13 protein-coding genes and 1 pseudogene are annotated in these 16,914 nt (G+C 59.9%); 6 read left to right on the top strand and 8 right to left on the bottom strand.

What is annotated here, in order from left to right; translation table 11 throughout:
• Positions 1 to 48: 48 nt before the first annotated feature.
• The gene (locus KVG88_RS01135) at positions 49 to 1,608 is read right to left on the bottom strand and encodes a TerC family protein (RefSeq protein WP_150702153.1); all 1,560 of its coding nucleotides are present in this window, start codon (positions 1,606 to 1,608) and stop codon (positions 49 to 51) included.
• Positions 1,609 to 1,933: 325 nt separating this feature from the next.
• On the bottom strand, positions 1,934 to 2,803 hold the full coding sequence (locus tag KVG88_RS01130) for a LysR family transcriptional regulator (RefSeq protein WP_217870024.1): 870 nt from the start codon (positions 2,801 to 2,803) through the stop codon (positions 1,934 to 1,936).
• A gap of 103 nt (positions 2,804 to 2,906) precedes the next feature.
• Here KVG88_RS01130 and KVG88_RS01125 point away from each other — a divergent pair, with 103 nt between their 5' ends.
• Entirely contained in the window at positions 2,907 to 4,451 is a 1,545-nt protein-coding gene (locus KVG88_RS01125; RefSeq protein WP_217870023.1) for an MFS transporter, read from the top strand.
• Here KVG88_RS01125 and KVG88_RS01120 read toward each other — a convergent pair.
• The 4 genes and pseudogenes from KVG88_RS01120 to KVG88_RS01105 all read right to left on the bottom strand — a co-directional run.
• Positions 4,437 to 4,592: pseudogene (locus KVG88_RS01120) on the bottom strand (MerR family transcriptional regulator); the annotation flags it as partial. The gene KVG88_RS01125 and the pseudogene KVG88_RS01120 sit on opposite strands and share 15 nt — an antisense overlap.
• A gap of 134 nt (positions 4,593 to 4,726) precedes the next feature.
• Positions 4,727 to 5,668, bottom strand: a complete 942-nt coding sequence (locus KVG88_RS01115; RefSeq protein WP_217870022.1) for a FecR family protein — start codon at positions 5,666 to 5,668, stop codon at positions 4,727 to 4,729.
• 38 nt (positions 5,669 to 5,706) lie between these two features.
• Complete coding sequence (locus tag KVG88_RS01110; protein WP_150702149.1) at positions 5,707 to 6,252, bottom strand: RNA polymerase sigma factor; 546 nt, start codon at positions 6,250 to 6,252, stop codon at positions 5,707 to 5,709.
• Positions 6,249 to 6,932, bottom strand: a complete 684-nt coding sequence (locus tag KVG88_RS01105; RefSeq protein ID WP_437179934.1) for an STN domain-containing protein — start codon at positions 6,930 to 6,932, stop codon at positions 6,249 to 6,251. Before KVG88_RS01105 ends, KVG88_RS01110 begins: the two co-directional genes overlap by 4 nt.
• Before the next feature lie 189 nt (positions 6,933 to 7,121).
• Between KVG88_RS01105 and KVG88_RS01100 the strand changes: the two genes are divergently transcribed.
• The gene (locus KVG88_RS01100; RefSeq protein WP_217870021.1) at positions 7,122 to 7,442 is read left to right on the top strand and encodes a hypothetical protein; all 321 of its coding nucleotides are present in this window, start codon (positions 7,122 to 7,124) and stop codon (positions 7,440 to 7,442) included.
• A 105-nt stretch (positions 7,443 to 7,547) separates the two neighbouring features.
• Here KVG88_RS01100 and KVG88_RS01095 read toward each other — a convergent pair whose 3' ends face one another.
• A complete protein-coding gene (locus KVG88_RS01095; RefSeq protein ID WP_150702147.1) occupies positions 7,548 to 7,988 on the bottom strand; it encodes a carboxymuconolactone decarboxylase family protein in 441 nt (146 codons plus the stop codon).
• Between the two features lie 206 nt (positions 7,989 to 8,194).
• On the opposite strand from KVG88_RS01095, the gene pdxR reads away from it, so the two are divergent.
• From pdxR to KVG88_RS01075, 4 genes are all read left to right on the top strand, one after another.
• A complete protein-coding gene (gene pdxR, locus KVG88_RS01090) occupies positions 8,195 to 9,628 on the top strand; it encodes a MocR-like pyridoxine biosynthesis transcription factor PdxR (RefSeq protein ID WP_217870020.1) in 1,434 nt (477 codons plus the stop codon).
• A gap of 124 nt (positions 9,629 to 9,752) precedes the next feature.
• Complete coding sequence (locus KVG88_RS01085) at positions 9,753 to 10,046, top strand: antibiotic biosynthesis monooxygenase family protein (RefSeq protein WP_150702145.1); 294 nt, start codon at positions 9,753 to 9,755, stop codon at positions 10,044 to 10,046.
• 201 nt (positions 10,047 to 10,247) lie between these two features.
• A complete protein-coding gene (locus KVG88_RS01080) occupies positions 10,248 to 10,667 on the top strand; it encodes a cupin domain-containing protein (RefSeq protein ID WP_217870019.1) in 420 nt (139 codons plus the stop codon).
• Between the two features lie 228 nt (positions 10,668 to 10,895).
• Positions 10,896 to 11,606 carry an ATPase gene (locus tag KVG88_RS01075; RefSeq protein WP_217870018.1) on the top strand — a complete coding sequence of 237 codons (711 nt, stop codon included), beginning with the start codon at positions 10,896 to 10,898 and terminating at the stop codon, positions 11,604 to 11,606.
• Between the two features lie 78 nt (positions 11,607 to 11,684).
• Here the strand turns inward: KVG88_RS01075 and KVG88_RS01070 are convergent, their stop codons facing one another.
• On the bottom strand, positions 11,685 to 16,571 hold the full coding sequence (locus tag KVG88_RS01070; RefSeq protein WP_217870017.1) for an NAD-glutamate dehydrogenase: 4,887 nt from the start codon (positions 16,569 to 16,571) through the stop codon (positions 11,685 to 11,687).
• Positions 16,572 to 16,914: the final 343 nt, after the last annotated feature.

Below are 16,914 nucleotides of genomic sequence, written 5' to 3'. Positions count from 1 at the left end.
TGCAGGAGCTGGCCTGCCAGCGATGGGGCCCTCAAACCCACCGCCCAATCACCCTCCGATACGCGCCAACAGCACCCGCTTCACCCGCCGCTCTTCCACCGACATAACCGTCAGACGCCAGCCTTCCCACTCATGACTGTCACCTTTCATGGGCAAGCGGTCCAACAGGCTGACCACCAACCCGGCCAGGGTTTGATAATCCTCGGTAGGCTCGGCAGCAAACCCGGTGTGCTGACGTACCCGCGCCAGGTTCAATGCGCCGCTGACCACGAACCCGCCCTTCTCCTCGACCACGTCCGGGCCTTCGATTTCGCTGGCGTCGGGCAATTCGCCGGCAATCGATTCGAGGATGTCGGTCATGGTCAATACGCCGACGAAGTCGCCAAATTCATTGACCACAAACGCAATGTGCGTCGACGCCTTGCGCATCTGCTCCAGCGCATTGAGGATCGAATAGCTCTCCAGCAGATTGATCGTCTGGCGCGCCAGGTGTGCAAGGTCCGGTTCGTTGCCGGCCAAAAACTCCTTCAACAATTCCTTTTTGTGCACGAAGCCCAATGGTTCATCCACGGCACCGTCGCGGATCAGCGGCAGGCGCGAATAGGACGAATGCATCAGACGCGTGCGAATCGCCTCGGGATTGTCCGCCAGGTCGATATGATCGACATCGGCACGCACCGTCATCAATGTGCGGATCGGTCGCTCGGCCAGTTGCAGCACACCACTGATCATCACGCGTTCGCGGCGATCGAACAGTTCCTCGCTGGGCGCCTCGCCGTTGTCGAGCATGTCGGCGATTTCTTCGCCGACTTCTTCCACCGCCAGCTTTCGCCCGCCCAGCAGGCGCATCACCGCGTGGGCAGTCCGTTCGCGCATCGGCCGCAAACCCTGCATCGAGCGTTTGCGGCGGGCCCGGGCGATCTGATTGAACACCTCGATCAGGATCGAGAAACCGATAGCCGCATACAGATAGCCCTTGGGAATGTGGAAACCCAGGCCTTCGGCGGTCAGCGCGAAACCGATCATCATCAAGAAGCCCAGACACAGCATGATCACCGTCGGGTGCGCGTTAACGAAGCGGGTCAGCGGCTTGCTGGCGACGATCATCAGGCCAATGGAAATGATCACCGCGATCATCATCACCGCCAGTTCATCGACCATACCCACGGCGGTAATCACCGCATCGAGGGAGAACACCGCATCAAGCACGACGATTTGCGCGACGATGGGCCAGAACAGCGCATAAGCCGTGTTGGAGGAACGCTGGCCGACGTGACCTTCGAGGCGCTCGTGCAACTCCATGGTGGCTTTGAACAACAGGAACACACCACCGAACAACATGATCAGGTCACGACCAGAGAAGCTCTTGTCGAACACCTCGAACAGCGGCTGGGTCAGGGTCACCAGCCAGGAAATACTCGCCAGCAAGCCCAGGCGCATCAGCAATGCCAGGGACAAACCGATGATGCGCGCTCGATCGCGCTGGTGCGGCGGCAACTTGTCCGCGAGGATCGCGATAAACACCAGGTTGTCGATGCCCAGCACCAGTTCCAGCACAATCAGTGTCAACAAGCCCAGCCATGCGGTGGGGTCAGCTAACCATTCCATAAAAACGTCTCGATCTCTTCAGTGAATTCAGAATGCCGGGCACGACAAAGCGCGGCGCAGGGGCCGTGGAGCGGCAATGTGAGGGGTAATCTGAAACCTGAAGACCGGGTGTTTCGCGTGCGTCAAGACCGCGCGCTGGCGCGAGGGGAAAGGATAACTGGGGGGCTCCGTGAGGGTGTTCATGCAAGTCCTGAAAGCAAAAAAGGACTTGAATCGTACAGGCGATAGCGCGGATTCCTACAGCTTGAAATCATTTCAAAATCTGTAGCAGATCAAAAAAACGCATTCCAAGGTAGGAGCTGCCGAAGGCTGCGATCCTTGGGGATTAACCCGAATGCTTGATCTGCTCGATGTAACGCACCACGGCCGGCGACTTCTCGAACCGCCGATGAATCAATGCCAGCCACGAGATCGCCTGGCAATCGGCGATCTGCCGATATATCACGTTCGGCAAACTGACATGCCCCACCACCGATTCCGGCACCATCGCCACACCCTGCCCCAACGAAACCAGGGCAATCACCGCCACCAATCCCCCCGGCTGCGCTCCCAGCTTCGGCACAAACTCGCCCTGAGCGGCGACTTGCAAGGTGCCCACCACTTGCTCGGGCAAGATGAAGTTCTCGTTTTGCAGGTGCATTGAGTTGATCACCGGCAAACGGTTGAGCCATGAATCAACTGGCAGTGCCAGGACGAAGCCCTCATCGTTGAGCCGCAGGCTTTCGATTCCGTCGGGCAACGCCAAGGGGCAGCGGATGTAGCCCAAATCAAAGCGCCCCTCGAGGATCATGTTCGGCAGGCTGGCCATGGGGCTTTCCCGCACATTGAGGCTGACATCCGGAAACTGCGCGGCAAAATTCTGAACCTGTTTTTGCAGCACGCCGGAGTACACCGCTGAAGCGACGTAACCCAGTTCGATATGCCCGACATCGCCGCGACCGGCGCGCTGGGCATTACGCTGGGCAGATTCGAACTGGCGCACCGTGGCCTCGGCCTCGATCACCAGCGCCGCACCGGCCTCGGTCAGGCTGACGTCCCGCGACTGACGCAAAAACAGGCGAGCGCCCAACTCCGTTTCCATGTCCTGAATTTGCCGGGTCAGCGTTGGCGGCGCGATGCCCAGTTGTTCGGCGGCGCGGGTGAAATTGCGATGGCGGGCGACGGCGAGGAAATAGCGGAAATGGCGGATGTCCATGGGTGCATTAGCTCAAAGGTAATGAAGTGATCAATTGCGCCTAACAAAGACACCGTCAGCCAGCGATAAGCTGCACGAACCGCCACAGTAGAGAACATTTTCCATGCCCGTCAAACCCAAGGTGAGTCCGCGTCTGACCTTACTCACTGCCTCCGCCGTGTGCTCGCTGATCGTCCTCGACACCAACATTGTCGCCGTTACCTTGCCCAGCATTGCCCGTGATCTGGGGGCTAATTTTGCCGACATCGAATGGGTGGTCAGTGCCTACATGCTGGCGTTCGCCGCGCTGCTGTTGCCGGCCGGTAGCCTGGCCGACCGGTTCGGTCGGCAAAAAACCCTGATGTGGGGCCTGGGGATATTCATCCTCGCGTCACTGGGCTGCGGGGCGGCGCCAAACGCGCTGTTTCTCGATATCGCCCGCGCGATCAAAGGTGTCGGCGCGGCATTGCTGCTGACCTCGGCACTGGCGTCCATCGGCCACACCTTTCACGATGAAGCTGAACGGGCCAAGGCCTGGGCGTTCTGGGGCGGCTGCATGGGCGTCGCCATGACCGCCGCGCCGACCCTGGGCGGCTTGATTACCGAATACGTGGGCTGGCGCTGGATTTTCTACCTCAACCTGCCAGTCGGCCTGTTCCTGATGTACATGGTCTGGCGCGCGGTGCCCGAATCGCGCGATGCTCAAGCCGCGCGCCTTGATCCGTGGGGCAGCCTGGCTTTCAGCGCGAGCCTGTTGTGCCTGATCTGGGGTTTGATCGAAGCCAACCGCATCGGCTGGAACAACCCGCTCACTTACGCTCGCCTGATTGGCGGCGCGCTGCTGTTGGGGTTGTTCGTGGTGATCGAACGGTTGCAACAGCGTCCGATGATTGACCTGCAACTGTTCCGCCACCCGCGTTTCATCGGCGCCCTGCTCGGCATGTTCGCTTATGCCGCGTGCGCTCAGGTGATGATGACGATGCTGCCGTTTTACTTGCAGAACGGACTGAGCTTCACCGCCGTCTCGGCGGGTTTGGGCATGCTGCCGTTTGCCGTCACGATGCTGATCTTCCCGCGCATCGGCGCGCGTCTGACCGGGCGCATCAGCCCGGCAAACATGATGGCGATCGGCTTGACGCTGGTGGGCATCGGTAACTTGCTCAGCGCCTGGGCGGTCAACAGCGGCGGCTATCTGCCGTTTGCCCTGGCGATTGCCGTCACCGGTGCCGGTGCGGGCCTGCTCAACGGCGACACGCAGAAAAACATCATGGCCTGCGTGCCCCGCGAACGCACGGGCATGGCTTCGGGCATGAGCACCACCATGCGCTTCAGCGCGGTGATGCTGGCCATCGGGGTCTATGGCGCGTTGCTCGCCGGCCACACCGAACAGCAACTACACATGGGTTTGTCGACGCAGGCGCCGGCGTTACTCGAGCAATCGAAGGACGTCGCCTCACGGGTGGTGGCAGGTGACATGAGCGCGGCGATGAGCCTGGTACCCGAAGCGACGCGGGCACTGATCGAACCCGTCGCTCGACACGCCTTCGTCGCAGGTTTCAGCCTGTTGTTGTGGGTTGCGGGGTTGGCGGCATTGCTTGGTGCGCTGGTGGTGGGCACGCTGATGCGCAATCCGATCCCTGCGCCCCAACCGTCCCTAGTGCTTGAATGAGGCCAGCACCCGTTCGGCGTTCGCATCACAGGCCATGCCTTCGGGCCGGGCCTGGATGTTCTCGATCAACCCCGGCAACTGCGCTTTGCTCTGGGCGAGGTGCTGTTGCATCGCTTCGATCTGCTCGATCTTGCGTTGCAGGGTATTCAGGATTGAAGGTGACTGACACGCCGGTGTCGTGAGCAGACTCGTTCACAGGAGAACGCATTTCCAGCGTAGGAGCGAGCCTGCTCGAAATTTCGTCACAACATTCAACCCACAACCAACGCCAGGCTTTAGCTAAGCACCACTACTCCACCCGGCAACTCCGTGCACTTGACCCCATACGCATCACGAATCAACAACGCCACACCCGCCAGTTGATCGAGGCTAAACCGCGCCTGCACCTTGCGCTTGCCCAGCTCGCTGTTGAGCAACAGCAACATGCCGGGACGGTAGCGGTTGATTTCATCGATCACCGACGCCAGCGTTGCATCGTTGAACACCAGCACTTGCTGACGCCAGGCAATCACCGCCGCCGTGTCGACCGATTGCAGCGTCCCGACCTTCCGGGTGTCGTAGGTCAGTTGCTGACCGGATTCCAGGCGAATGCTGTGGCCCAACGCATCCACTTGCAGCGCGCCTTCCAGACAAGTGACGCACACACTCTGATTGAGATTGCGCAAATTGAACCGGGCTTGCCTGGCGCTCAGCCAACCGCCTCCGGCCTCAACTTTGAGGGGTGTATTGGCGCGTGCCAGAACTTCGACTTCACCGCTGAGCAATTCCAGGGCCTGGCTGCCATCGGCGCTTTGCCGGCGATTGATGCGCGTCTGGGTGTTGAGTTCCAGGCTCATGCCGTCGGCCAGATCAAACCGGCGCTGCTCGCCGACTTCAGTGATGTAGTCCGCGCCCAGCCCGGAGACCCCGCCCGGTACGGTCGCGCGAATCAACAAGAACGCCGCCGACGCCGCGATGGCACCACCAAGAAACGCCCGGCGTCCCAGGTGCCGCGGCGCCTGCAATTGTTCGGCCGCTGGTCGTAATTGCTGCCACAGCAGCTTGGCCTGCTCAAACGCCCGGGCATGTTCAGGGCTTTGCGCGCACCACTCGCGCAGGGCATGCGCATCGGATGCAGTCGCCCGGCCGGAGGTCAACAGGACCAACCAACCCTGGGCTTCGCGGGTGAGCCGGTCCTGAGGCTCGGCCTCGGGCGGCGTAATTCGAAAGATGTTCAAAGCGCGGGGGTACTCACGGATTATTCGGGACTCTACTCTCAAGACGGTTTTCCCGCGCCGGGACCGAACCTCTGAATGACTTTTCTTTCCAGGCGTCCGGCGCAATGGCCCAACGCGGCTTTGATTTCCTTCTCGACCATGCGTGTCGAAATGCCGAAACGCTGGGAAATTTCCAGGTGTGGCGCCTCTTCCAGGCGGGCGGCGATGAAGATTTTTCGCCGCCGCGCCGGCAACTCGTACAGCGCGCTGAGCAGCAACTGGATTTCTTTCTGGCCGCCCACGACACGCGCCGGGTCCAGGGCTTCGTCGGACACCTGCAACAGCTCCTCCACTTCGCTGCCCGTCAACAAGCGAGCATCCGACTGGCGTCGGTCGGCGGCGATGTTCAGCGCCATGCGATACAAATAGGCATTGGGCTGGGCGATGTCCGGCGCCTCTTCCATGCGGTCGACCCGCAGGTAAGTTTCATGCAGCACATCGTTGGCCAGGTCTTCCGAACCCAGACGTCGGCGCAGGCGCACCCGGAAGTCGTCGTAGGACGTCAGAAACAGCCTGACCATCGATTTTTTTCCGGTGTCTTTCATCCCCCGGAAACTCCTTTCCCTTTTAAGCAGTCCATGCGTTTTCCTGACGATTCCGGTAACAAAAGCAGCGTGACCGGCTGGCTCAGAGAGCTGGGTGCCGGGCGTTCGATATCCAGGTTGCGCAAGCTTTCCACCAGCGCGGCATCGCGCTGAACATCCCCCGTCGAACTGACCAGACGGCTGTACTGAACCACTCCGTCGCGGCCGATCCACAGTTGCAGCAACGCGCGAAAGCTCCCTGGCCGGATCAATGACGAGCGGCACAGGCTGCGTTCAATCGCGCTTTGAATCGATGCTGCATAACTGCTGCCCGACAGCGCCGTTCCCCTCTCAACATGCGCCGCCGCGGCCGGCACTGGAGCGACCGTCGCCTTTTGCAAAGTGAAGGCATCCGCCCGCGCATACCGGGCCATCAACCCACTGCCGCTGAGCATCTGGCTCAAGGCATCGGTGGCGCTCAAGCGACCCTTGACCGCCAGCGAGCGTCGGCCGCGGGTCAATTGCCGATCCACCAACACCGCCATGCCGGTCGTACGGCTGAACTGTTCAAGGGCGCTGGCCAGTTCCTGGGCCGGAATATCCAGCACCTGGGGTGTCGCGGCATCCAGCGGTCCAGCCATGGCTAACGAAGAAATCAACCCGATCAGCAGCGCCAGGCACACCTGCCGGACATGTATCAGCGAAATCTGGCGCGCGTCCCTGACTCTGCCTCGTTGCACGACTGACTTGCCCCTGAAAACCGTCATCCTGATGACTGTTTATGAATCTGGTGTGACGGGCCGTGCAAAAAAACCATCATGAGATATCAAATCGCTATGCATTAGACTCAGCGCATGCGCGGCCCGTCCGGGCTGGACAGGAGGTCTTCAATGAACAGGTTATCGAGTGTCGCAGCGGGCGTGCTGCTGATGAGCGCAGTCTCACTGTCGCAGGCTGCGCAGCCCTCGGGTTGCGTCGAGGTATCGGTGGGTGGCTACAAGGCGCCGGACTACAACTGCCTGAGCCAGCAGATGGGGAACAACCCTGAAGGCGCCGCCGCTGCGCAGAAAAATCTGGAAGCGATGAACGTACCGGTCAACAAGCGCCCACCTAATCAGGTTGGCCTGGCGACCCCGGCAGGCACCAGCACGCGCATGGGCAACACCTTTGGCACCTCGGTAAAACCGCAGCGCCCTGCAACTACGCCTTGAAAGCTCCCGCAGGAGCTGTCGAGTGAAACGAGGCTGCGATCTTTTGATTGGATAAAAGCCAGATCAAAAGATCGCAGCCTCCGGCAGCTCCTACAAAAGCAGGGCTCAGGTGCTGGGCGCTTGCCGAAAACTCACCGCCAGACGATTCCAGCTATTGATGGTGGTGACCGCGATGGTCAGGTCCACCAGTTCAGCCTCGCTGAATTGCGCCCGCGCCTGTTCAAAGACATCGTCCGGCACATGGCTTTGCGAAAGCAGGGTCACCGCTTCGGTCCAGGCCAGGGCTGCACGCTCACGCGGGTTGAAGAAATTGCTGTCGCGCCAGACCACGATCGAATACAGGCGTCGGTCGGTCTCGCCCAGACGCCGGGCATCCACCGAGTGCATGTCGGTGCAGAACGCACAGCCATTGAGCTGCGAGGCGCGGATCTTGATCAGGTGCAGTAACGCCGCTTCGATACTCAGGCTGCTGGTCAACGCCTCCATGGCGATCATCGCTTTCATCGCTTTGGGTGAAGCGCTGTAGTAATCCAGGCGGGGGTTCATGGCGCGGCCTCGTGCAGCGAAGAGATGCCCTTCAAGGTAGTCGTTGATGCGCGTGCGTTACAGGTCCAATTCTGCGAAAAAACCGTGGACCACATGGCGCCAGACCAATTCACCCTTTTTGCACCACGCAACTTCTGCACCCACACCGGATGAGGGTAATCTGGCGCGACGCACACGCGCCTCAATTGCTCCGGAGCCTCGCCGGTATGGAACTACATGTTGTCATCAATGGCCGCAAGGACCTGGCAGGCCAGTTGTACAACCAGCTGCGCAGCGCCATCGAATCGGGCCGTCTGGCGGCGGGGACACAGCTTCCACCCAGCCGCTTGCTTGCCGAGCAACTGGGCATTTCACGCAAGACCATTTCCGATACGTACGCGCAACTGACCTACGAAAACTTCCTCACCGGCGTGATCGGCAAAGGCACGTACGTCAATGCGCGCACCTCCAGGGTCGAACGCAAGCAAAGCCATTCGGAGCTTGCAGGTTTCGAGGTGATCGAGTCCTGGCGCAACCTGCCGGTGTTTCTGCGCCACCCGACGCTGGAAGGCTCGCTGCGTTATGACTTCATTGGCGGCGCCACCAGCAAGGGCCAGTTTCCCCAAGACGATTGGCGACGCTGTACGTCCCACGCCTTGCGCCAGATTGCAGCGTCCAAGGGTTTCTACAGCCTGCCCGAAGGCCTGCCGGCGCTGCGCAACGCCATCGCACGGCACATCGCGTTCTCCCGCGGGGTCAACTGCCAGGACGAAGACGTGGTGGTGTGCAACGGCGCACAACAGGCGCTGGACCTCATTTCCCGAGTACTGACGCGTCCGGGCAGCATCGTCGCTATGGAAGACCCCGGTTATCCGCCCGCGCGCCTGCTGTTCGGCACCCACGGCGCCACAGTGGTCGGTGTGCCGGTGGACGCCGAAGGCATTCAGGTGGACAAGATTCCCCTCGGCACCCGGTTGATCTACGTCACCCCTTCGCACCAGTTTCCCCTGGGCATGCCCATGAGCCAGGAACGGCGGATCGCGCTGCTGGCCAAGGCCCATGAGCTGGGGGCGATCATCATCGAGGACGACTACGACAGCGAGTTCCGCTACGAAGGCCGCCCTACGGACTCACTGCAAAGCATGGATGAGCGCGGGATCGTCGCCTACGTCGGGACGTTCTCCAAAACGTTGTTGCCGGAACTGCGCCTGGGTTACGCGATCCTGCCGCCGGCGATTCTCGAAGCCGTGGTGCGTGCCAAGCAGCTTACGGACCTGCACACCTCCACCCTGCCCCAATGGGCACTGGCCAAATTCATAGCCGAAGGCTGCCTGCTCAAGCACATCCGGCGCTGTCATACGATTTATGCGGGCCGACGCGAGCGCATTCTTTCGCGCATGGCGGGTGATCTCTCGCCATGGCTTGAACCGGTGCCCAGTACGGCGGGTTTTCACATGGTGGTGATGTGCAAAGTGCCCATCGACATTCCGTTGGTCATTGAACTGGCGAAAAAAGTGGAAGTCGGGCTTTACTCCATCGAGGCCTTTTTCCACCAGCAACCGGCAAAGGCCGGGTTTCTGATGGGCTTTGGCGCCATAGAAACCCTGGACATCGACACCGCCCTGGATCGCCTGCGAGACATTTTGCAGCAAGTCGCCTGACGGATTGGTCTGCGGCTTTATCCGGCGATTGGCTATTGGTGGTCCGGGGGTGCAGGCCTATCCTGCATAGGCGTTATCCCTCAGTGAGCAGGATTCGTCCGGCCTGATTCAGGAGTGTGAGCCAATGTCCAACGAAGTGATCAATACCGTAAAGGTGCAGGCCGTCAGCGGCCGCTCGGAAGAACTGGGCAAGCAACTGCAAAAGATTGTCGAAACCCTGCGCGAGTTACCGGGCTGTGATTCCTATATGGTCGACCGCTGCCCCGAGGACAGTAACCGCTGGACCGTCAGCGCCCACTGGCAATCGGAAGCGGCCATGCAGTCGCACTTCAACAGCCCGCAGGTGCAAGGCTTCATCGACCTGATCGATTGCCAGCTGGCCAACGCCGTAGACTTCAACAGCTTTCCGATTCGCTGAAAGAAAGATAGAAAGATCGCAGCCTGCGGCAGCGCCAACAGGGGTTTATGCGTTTCCCTGCAGGCGCTGCCGCAGGCTGCGATCTTTTTCTTTGTACGGCTGAGATTGGTCACCTGACCTTCCCGAATATTGGCTGTTTGATTAGCGCCCGCGGCGACTTAGATTGGTCCCAGACCACTCACCCACCGCAGGTAATGAACCATGATCGTTTTGCGCATCTGTGCCGCTCCCTTTGTTGCCCTGACCTTGACCGTTTCTGCCTCGGCATTCGCCCATGAAACCGGCGCGCCTTCGGAGAAGGTCACGGTGCTTCAGGAGCAACTGCTGAAAAACGTCCCGGGCAAAAAAGCCCTGATGATCGAAGTCGACTACAAACCCGGCCAATCGTCCATCGCCCACAAACATGACGGTACGGCCATGGCCTACGTGCTATCGGGCGCCATTACCTCGCAAGTGAAAGGCGAAAAAGCAGTCACCTACAAGGCTGGCGATTATTGGTACGAAGCGGCCGGCTCCGAGCACCTAGTGTCAAAAAACGCCAGTGCAACCCAACCGGCCAAGTTGCTGGTGTTCATGGTGTTGTCGCCGGACGAGCCGGTGCTGGTGCCATTGAAAAACTGATGGCTGAACGTACAGCCATAAATAAAAAGGCTCGAAACACTGTTTTGAGCCTTTTTATTGCTTGACGTCATTAACCACGATTGTTTAAACCAAACAAAACTATTGGCGGCCGGATAACTAAACATTTGACCGTTTCATCGAGCCATTCCCGGTTTAGTCTGGAATAACTGCCGGCTCATTCCGGCGATATAGACTTTCCGACTGATGTTGTTTCACTGGAGAGACACCATGAAACTTGCGCTTGTCAGTGCGTTAACGATAACGGCTGTTTTGGCTGGCTGTTCGATTCCTACCGCGCCTTCCGCGGTGTCTTCGCTGGACGGAATCTTTACCGAACCCGTGGGCCGCAGCAACGTGACCCGAATTCCCAATGGCAGCCAGGTGTCGCTGGGCGTGGTGTACAGCCGCAATACCCAGGCCAACCGCGCTTACCTGCAGGATTACCAGGCCAACGCCGGCACCGGTTTCGGCCAGAGCCTGCTGGTACAAACGATCCACGATGCCTACGTCGCCACTTCCAAGCCCGACCTGGCCGTGGACTGGGTCAAGGCGTCGCTGCAACGCCAGTTTGGCTCGGTCACCGTGTACCCGGACATGCAGAGCCTGAAAGCCGCCAAGCCGGACGTAATGGCCATCGTCGACAGCCGCAGCCAGTTGATCACCTCCCGCAGTTCAGATGTCGAGTCCAAAGTCAGTGCCGACTTTTATGATCGTAACTTTAATTACATCGGGACGGCTCAAGGCCATGACGCCAAGGCGCTAAGTCCGGTATGGGCCGACTTCAAACGCAGTGAAGAGATCGTTGCCGATATTAACGAACAACAAAATGTGCAAGTAAGGGCGCTGCAGAAGTTTGACCAGTCGCTCAACAATTTGCTGACTAGTCCGACAAGTAATGTGTCGATGATTGATAATCAAACAAGTCAGAAGTTGTATTGACTTCAAAGACCGACCACAACAAAAATCCAAAAAAAACCCCGCATCTTTCAATGCGGGGCTTTTTCATTCAGCGCCTGATCAGGCCGCTGGTTCCAGCTCGGCGGCGACAGCGGCAGGCACCACCGCCTGCCCGCTCAACGCCAGGTCCAACAGTTCACGGTTGGCTACCGCGTACATGGCGTAGTCGGTGCCGCTGGCGGCACGGATTTCCACCAGCATGGCACGCCAGCGTTCGATCATGCTTTCGTGCTGCGCCATCCACAGCGCCAGGCGTGCTTCCACGTCCTGGGTGCCGTCACCCTGTTGCAGGACCGAAATGGTGATCGCACGCTGCTGCCAGTCGACGTCATCGCGGAACGCTTCACGGGCCAGTGCCTGCCAGTTGTTTTCAACCGGCAGAGCGCTGATCTGTGCCAGGTACCAGGTGATATCCAGCGCGCTGCCAACGGCGAAGTACGCCTTGGCCACGTCCGCCGGGTCCTGACCGGTCACGTCGGAAGCCTCGATGATCGGCAACAGCGTGTACAGGTGCGAAGTGCCAGCCACCATGCGTGCCAACAACTCCGGCACACCGGCTTCGACGTACGCCTGATAACGGGTCTGCCAGGTTTCGCGGATCTCGCCACTGAGCAGCTCGTCGAGCTTGAGGCCCAGCTCCTTCAGGTGCGGACCGAAGTGCGCGACGTCACGGGCAGCGTTCTGCTCGTTGCGACGGGCACGCAGGAACCAGCGCGTGGCGCGACGGCCTAGACGCATCAGCTCATCCATCAGCTCCAGTTGCACGTCAGCGGAAACCTGATAATCCAGGGCTTCGATCTGACGGAACCAGTGCGGGAGATGGAAAATGTCGCGCACGATCACATAAGCCCCAGCCACGTTCGCCGGGCTCATGCCGGTCGACTCTTTGAGTCGTTGAACGAAAGTGATGCCCATGTGATTCACCAGATCGTTGGCGATCTGGGTGCTGACGATTTCGCGCTTCAGACGGTGACGGCGCATGGCTTCGGAGAACTTGCTCACCAGGGTCGGCGGGAAAGCGGTTTCCATGTCGCGGGTCAGGTAGTCGTCGTCCGGCACCAGGGAGCCCAACAGCTGCTCCTTGAGGTCGATCTTGCTGTAGGAGATCAGCACCGACAGCTCGGCACGGGTCAGGCCATGGCCTTCTGCGATTCGCTCGTTGAGCGCTTCTTCGTTCGGCAGGAACTCGATGGCGCGATCCAGCTTGCCACGGCCTTCCAGATCGTTCATCAAGCGCTTGTATTCGGCAATACGCGGCAGAGCACGACGGGCCGCCAGCGACAATGCCTGAGTCTGCTTGTAGTTGTTGCCCAGCACCAGGTTACCGACTTCGTCGGTCATGCTCGCCAGCAACTGGTTGCGTTGCTTGTCGGTCATGTCGCCGGCCTGAACCACTTCGTTCAGCAGGATCTTGATGTTCACTTCGTGGTCGGAGCAGTCCACGCCACCGGCGTTGTCGATGAAGTCGGTGTTGGAACCGCCGCCATTGAGACCGAATTCCACACGACCCAGCTGGGTCATGCCGAGGTTACCGCCCTCGCCTACGACTTTGCAGCGCAGTTCGTTGCCATTCACACGCAGTGCATCGTTGGCCTTGTCGCCGACATCGGCGTGGCTTTCGCTGCTGGCCTTGACGTAAGTACCGATACCGCCGTTCCACAACAGATCCACCGGTGCCTTGAGCAAGGCATTGAGCAGTTCGGTCGGGGTCAGCTTGTCGGCCTTGATGTCGAAGCGTTCCTGCATCTGTGGGGAGATCGCGATGCTCTTCGCGCTGCGCGAGAAGATACCGCCACCTTCGGACATGATGGTGGTGTCGTAATCCGACCAGGCCGAACGTGGCAGGTCGAACATGCGCTGACGCTCGGCGAAGCTGGTCGCCGGGTTCGGATTCGGGTCGATGAAGATGTGCAGGTGGTTGAACGCTGCGACCAGTTGCAGCTTGTCGGACATCAACAAGCCGTTGCCGAACACGTCACCGGCCATATCGCCGACGCCCACCACGGTGATGCTGTCTTCCTGAACATTGATGCCGCGTTCGCGGAAGTGGCGCTGTACGCCGACCCACGCGCCCTTGGCGGTGATGCCCATTTTCTTGTGGTCGTAACCGGCCGAACCACCGGACGCAAACGCGTCACCCAGCCAGAAACCATAATCGATGGCGATGCCGTTGGCGATGTCGGAGAAGGTTGCAGTGCCCTTGTCCGCTGCCACTACCAGGTACGGGTCATCGTCGTCATGACGCACGACGTTGGTCGGCGGCACCAGGGCGCCATCTTTCAGGTTGTCGGTAATGTCCAACAGGCCCGAAATGAAGATGCGGTAGCACGCAACGCCTTCGGCCGCGATCTCGTCCCGGCTGCCGCCCAGTGGCAGGCGACGCGGCAGGAAGCCGCCCTTCGCGCCCACCGGCACGATGACCGAGTTCTTCACTTGCTGGGCTTTCACCAGGCCAAGGACTTCGGTACGGAAGTCTTCTTCACGGTCGGACCAACGCAGGCCACCCCGAGCGACGTTACCGAAGCGCAGGTGCACGCCTTCGACGCGTGGCGAGTAAACGAAGATTTCGAACTTCGGTACTGGCTTCGGCAGCTCAGGAATCAGGTGCGGGTTGAACTTGAAGCTGAAGTACGACTTGTTCTGGCCGTTGGCGTCGGTCTGGTAGAAGTTGGTCCGCAGGGTCGCTTTGATCAGATCAAGGTAACGACGCAGGATGCGGTCTTCGTTCAACACCTGAACGTTGTCCAGTGCGGTCAGAATCGCTTGTTCCAGACGCTGTTCGAGGTCGTCGCTGCTGAGCTTGCGCGCCAGATAGAAGCGGGTCTTGAACAACCGGGTCAGTTCGCGAGCGATGTCGGTGTGGTTGTTCAGGGTGCTGGCGATGTAACCCAGATCGAAGCCCAAACGAATCTGCTTCAGGTAGCGGGCATACGCACGCAGCAGCGCCACGTCACGCCAAGGCAGGCCGGCAGTCAGCACCAGACGGTTGAACGCATCGTTCTCGGCATCGCCACGCACGATGTGGACGAACGCATCCTGCAGGGTGTCGTTGAGTTGCTGGATATCCAGGTCCAGGCCTTCGGCCGCGGTGAACGCGAAGTCATGAATCCAGAACTCGCGGCCATTGGTGTGGCGCAGGCGGTACGGGAACTCACCCAGCACGCGCAGGCCGAGGTTTTCCAGGATCGGCAGCACATCGGACAGTGCCAGCGGGGTATCGGCGTGGTACAGCTTGCAATGCAGCTCACGCTGACCGGAGACCTGGCCCAGTGGCTGATAGAAGCTCATGACCAGCGGATTTTTTTCGCTGAGGCTCAGCAGGTGCTGCATGTCGACCACAGCCGAATGCGCGGCGAAACGTTCGCGGTAACCGGCCGGGAAACCTTTCGGGAAATCAGCCAGCACGTTGGTGCCATGGGCTTCGCCGAAGCTTTCGACGGTCAAGGCCGAGTAGTCGTCCTGCCAGCTGCGGCAGGCCTGTACCACTTCTTTTTCGAGCTGCTGTGGATCGATGTCGATACGGTTTTTCGGGTCGACACGCAGGATCAACTGCACGCGGGCCAGCACGGACTCGGAGAAGAAGGTCCAGAACTCGCAGTCCGAGGCTTTCAGGCGATCCATCAGCACTTGCTGGATCTTCTGGCGCACTTCGGTGGAATAGATGTCACGCGGCACGTAGGCCAGGCAGTAGCAGAAACGGCCGTACGGGTCTTTGCGCAGGAACACGCGAATCTTGTTGCGTTCCTGGATCTGCACGATCGACATCACGGTGCTGAACAGCTCGTCGACCGGGGTCTGGAACAGGTCGTCGCGCGGCAGCACTTCGAGCACCTGGGCCAGTTCCTTGCCCAGGTGAGCCTTGGCCTGGAAGCCGGAGCGGCGTTCGATTTCCTCAACCTTGCGGCGGATGTACGGGATAACCCGCACGCTCTCGCCATACACCGACGAGGTGTACAGGCCCATGAAACGGCATTCCTTGATGACCTTGCCGTCGGCGTCGATCTCGCGGATCGATACGTAGTCCGGGTAAGCCGGACGATGCACACGGCTAGGGTGCGCAGCTTTGGCGAACGACAGCAGGGTCGGTTCGCGCAGGTAATTCACGGCGTAGTCTTCGATGCGCAGGTCATCGTAGGTCAGGCCGGTGCGCAGCAATTTGGTCAGGCCCAGGAAGGAGCTCTGGTCATACTCGATGTGGCCGCCATCGGCCTGGTCGGTGACCACGAACTCTTCATAGCCGAGGAAGGTGAAGTGGTTACCCACCAGCCATTCCAGGAAGCTTTTGATTTCAGTCTTTTCGTCGCCATCGACAGCAAAACGGCTGTTGTCCAGGTTCGTCAGGATTTCCTGGACCTTGGCTTTCATCGGCTCGAAATCACCCACCGCGACGCGCACTTCAGCGAGCACTTGCTCCAGCTCTTTGGACAGCACGTTCAGTTCAGCGGTGTTGGCGCAACGGTCGATTTCCAGGTACATCAACGACTCTTGCAGCACGTCGTTGCCCTGGGTGCCTTTAGGCAGGATTTCCAGCAACTCACCCTTGCTGCCACGACGCACGCTCAGCACGGTGGTTTGCAGGGTGTGAATGCTGTAACCGCGGCGGTTCAGCTCGGTACGCACCGAGTCGACCAGAAATGGCAGGTCGTGGTGCAGCACTTCGACCGCGGTGTGGGTCGACTGCCAGCCGTGGCGTTCGTAATCGGGGTTGTAGACGCGCACTTGCGGTTGCGCGTGATCGAAGCGCTCAAGCAGGCGCCACGCAGAAAGGGTACAGCCAGCGAGGTCGGACAACCGACGTTGAGTCAGTTCGTCCAGGGAAATGATGCCGAAGAATTGTTCAGCGAACAGCGCCACTTGTGGCAGTGCCTGTTCACTGATGTGCTGCGCCAGTGCCGCTTGCAGTTGGTGCTGGAAGTCGGCTTTGCTGGCTGCGGTGAAGAACGCCATCTGTGGTACTCCGCTTGGGCTTGTTATTGATGGAAGCGTCGCGTACATCACCCCTTTCGGGGCAGTCCGTCACCCGGTTCCTGATTCTCGGGCAGAGGAAACAGGGTGACAGGTGGGTGAAGCTGGACGGGACACTCGGGTCACATTCACCTTCCGTGAATGGGCATCTGCAAAAACGACTGGGCTGCGTGCAACGCAATGTCTTTACGGGTGCTCATCCGTTGCGCAGCTTAACGAGTGCGGCAAGGCCCGTGCTTGCGGTGCTGCGACATATTCGGTCAACGGCACGCAGCTTGAGGGCGGCGCATCGAACAACACTAGCATTCGCACAGGAAAATGACGG

The organism is Pseudomonas azerbaijanoccidentalis, from assembly GCF_019145495.1.
Taxonomy (GTDB): Bacteria; Pseudomonadota; Gammaproteobacteria; order Pseudomonadales; family Pseudomonadaceae; genus Aquipseudomonas; species Aquipseudomonas azerbaijanoccidentalis.
Note: the sequence above shows the minus strand (reverse complement) of the source record. Positions and strands in the feature narration are given on the sequence as shown.

Excerpts from the sequence above, each read along its gene's own strand:
- KVG88_RS01135 (WP_150702153.1), bottom strand. The coding sequence starts at position 1,608 with ATGGAATGGTTAGCTGACCCCACCGCATGGCTGGGCTTGTTGACACTG.
- KVG88_RS01130 (WP_217870024.1), bottom strand. The coding sequence starts at position 2,803 with ATGGACATCCGCCATTTCCGCTATTTCCTCGCCGTCGCCCGCCATCGC.
- KVG88_RS01125 (WP_217870023.1), top strand. The coding sequence starts at position 2,907 with ATGCCCGTCAAACCCAAGGTGAGTCCGCGTCTGACCTTACTCACTGCC.
- KVG88_RS01110 (WP_150702149.1), bottom strand. The coding sequence starts at position 6,252 with ATGAAAGACACCGGAAAAAAATCGATGGTCAGGCTGTTTCTGACGTCC.
- KVG88_RS01100 (WP_217870021.1), top strand. The coding sequence starts at position 7,122 with ATGAACAGGTTATCGAGTGTCGCAGCGGGCGTGCTGCTGATGAGCGCA.
- KVG88_RS01095 (WP_150702147.1), bottom strand. The coding sequence starts at position 7,988 with ATGAACCCCCGCCTGGATTACTACAGCGCTTCACCCAAAGCGATGAAA.
- pdxR (WP_217870020.1), top strand. The coding sequence starts at position 8,195 with ATGGAACTACATGTTGTCATCAATGGCCGCAAGGACCTGGCAGGCCAG.
- KVG88_RS01085 (WP_150702145.1), top strand. The coding sequence starts at position 9,753 with ATGTCCAACGAAGTGATCAATACCGTAAAGGTGCAGGCCGTCAGCGGC.
- KVG88_RS01080 (WP_217870019.1), top strand. The coding sequence starts at position 10,248 with ATGATCGTTTTGCGCATCTGTGCCGCTCCCTTTGTTGCCCTGACCTTG.
- KVG88_RS01075 (WP_217870018.1), top strand. The coding sequence starts at position 10,896 with ATGAAACTTGCGCTTGTCAGTGCGTTAACGATAACGGCTGTTTTGGCT.
- KVG88_RS01070 (WP_217870017.1), bottom strand. The coding sequence starts at position 16,571 with ATGGCGTTCTTCACCGCAGCCAGCAAAGCCGACTTCCAGCACCAACTG.